The sequence below is a fragment of the Anaerotruncus sp. AF02-27 genome (assembly GCF_003465835.1).
Taxonomy (GTDB): Bacteria; Bacillota; Clostridia; order Oscillospirales; family Ruminococcaceae; genus Anaerotruncus; species Anaerotruncus rubiinfantis.
On the sequence record NZ_QSBX01000062.1, the window covers coordinates 1 to 1,936 of the forward strand.

Consider the following 1,936-nt stretch of genomic DNA (forward strand, 5'->3'; position numbering starts at 1 on the left):
AAATTAGATTACTTTGACTTGACGGGAAATAGTGTAGGAAACGCAAAAAGAATAGGACTGCTTAATGGCGCAGCATACAGTTGGCTTTTAAGGTCGGGTCTTACAAGTTTAACTGGATATTTTTTAATAAGTGAGACTGGAACATTAAATTCTGCGGGTACTAGTTCTACCGCTCGCGGATCTAGACCTGCTCTCATTCTCCCGCCAGATTTCCGCCTCAACCCCGAACCTAACCCCGACGGCTCATATAGCCCACTTTAAGGAGGCAACATGATCTACATAGACAACACGCAATACCCCGACGCAATCGCGTCTGTCACGATGGCGCGAATTAATGACCAAAGCGAGGAGATACTCATCCTTGCATTCCCGGCCACGGATCACGACGCAATCCGTGCCCTGCTCGACCCGGCGCAAGAAATCCGCGACGAAAAGGAAACCACCATTAGCCGGTACATCCCGCGCATCTGTTACGACATCGCGGACATGGACGGCAGGACGTGGGCCAAAATCCGTTTGCGCAGCCGCAGCACCGGGGACAATCCGGCATACTATCAGGCGCGGGCCGTGGATGCGGAACAGCGATACACCGACGCAGATTTAGCCCGCATGGAGGCCGAACAGCGGGCAACCGATCTGGATTTACAGCTATTGGAGGTGCAGAGCACATGAGCAAATATGACGATATCGCACAGCGCTACGCAGATGGCGGTGTGCGGGATGATCAACTGGACGGCACCGGGGCAGAGACAGGCAGCGTCTACCTGACCCGCAATTATGTCGCCCTGGGCGCAATCACGCAGGAACAGGCCAACGCGATCCGGGCGGGAGCGGTTGACCCCGAAACGGCGGACATGCTGGCGGCTATCAACATCTATGAGGGAGGCGAATGATATGGGCATGTATGAGGACAGAGCGCGGGTAAAGATGGCAAATTATCGGGCGGCAGCATCCGGCACCACCGACGAAAAGGCAATCCTTGCGCCGGAGCTGTTTGACCGCTGGAGCGCCGAAAGCGTTGCCTATGCCGTGGGCGACCGGGTGCGGTACGGGGATCTGCTGTATAAATGCCTGACCGCGCATACCAGTCAAGAGAGCTGGTCCCCGGACGCTTCCCCATCCTTGTGGGTACGGATCGACGATCCTGCAATCGAGTGGCCGGAATGGAGGCAGCCGCAGGGCAGTACAGACGCTTATGCAAAGGGCGCAAAGGTCAGCCACAACGGCAAGCGCTGGATTAGCGACCTTGATGCAAATGTTTGGGAGCCGGGCGTATCTGGATGGACGGAATACACCGAAGTCTAAAGGAGGATTACATAATGAAAATCAATTGGGAAGTACGCATTAAAAACCCGCTCTGGTGGGCGCAGATGGCATGTGCCGTTGTCCTGCCGATCCTCGCATACTTTGGGCTTGCGTGGGAGGATATGACCTCGTGGGCCGCGCTGGGAGATATCTTTGTCGCAGCCGTGCAGAATCCCGTCGTGGTGGTGGCGGTGCTCGTGAGTGTGTTTAACGCCCTGACCGACCCGACAACCGCAGGCGTGGGCGACAGCAACCGCGCAATGGGGTATGTGCAGCCGTACAAGGACAGGGTGGTCAAATGAGTCAGCGTCTTACACTCCCGTTTAAAACGCTGCTTGTCACAGCGGGATACAAGCACCCGGATTATTACGCCTACCACAAATTTAACCACTACGGCGTGGACTGCTATGACCCGAACACTCATGATGTGCTTGCGCTGGGTGACGGCGAAGTGGTTGCAGCCGGTCAGGACGGATCGACCACCACCGGCAAACTCTCGCGGCTGGGGCTTGTGACAGTTATCATCTACCGGGATGTGCTCTGCAATAATGGCAAGGTGTGCGATCTGGTGACCCGGACCTATCACCACGCAAAAGTGCAGGTCAAGGCCGGGGATAAAGTCAAACGCGGA

General features: G+C 56.0%; 6 protein-coding genes. All 6 read left to right on the plus strand.

All coding sequences use genetic code 11. The features are described 5' to 3' along the window. Positions 1-261: DUF6273 domain-containing protein (locus DWV16_RS19935; RefSeq protein WP_370219483.1), on the plus strand; the 261-nt coding region annotated here is incomplete at its 5' end. A gap of 9 nt (positions 262-270) precedes the next feature. Next, a complete protein-coding gene (locus DWV16_RS18720; RefSeq protein ID WP_118480958.1) occupies positions 271-672 on the plus strand; it encodes a hypothetical protein in 402 nt (133 codons plus the stop codon). Beyond that, entirely contained in the window at positions 669-893 is a 225-nt protein-coding gene (locus DWV16_RS18725; RefSeq protein ID WP_066454626.1) for a hypothetical protein, read from the plus strand. Before DWV16_RS18720 ends, DWV16_RS18725 begins: the two co-directional genes overlap by 4 nt. Position 894: 1 nt before the next feature. After that, entirely contained in the window at positions 895-1,305 is a 411-nt protein-coding gene (locus DWV16_RS18730; protein WP_158572982.1) for a carbohydrate-binding protein, read from the plus strand. 14 nt (positions 1,306-1,319) lie between these two features. Further along, on the plus strand, positions 1,320-1,607 hold the full coding sequence (locus tag DWV16_RS18735) for a phage holin (RefSeq protein WP_118480960.1): 288 nt from the start codon (positions 1,320-1,322) through the stop codon (positions 1,605-1,607). Continuing rightward, positions 1,604-1,936: peptidoglycan DD-metalloendopeptidase family protein (locus DWV16_RS18740; RefSeq protein ID WP_147349501.1), on the plus strand; the 333-nt coding region annotated here is incomplete at its 3' end. The genes DWV16_RS18735 and DWV16_RS18740, both read left to right, overlap by 4 nt.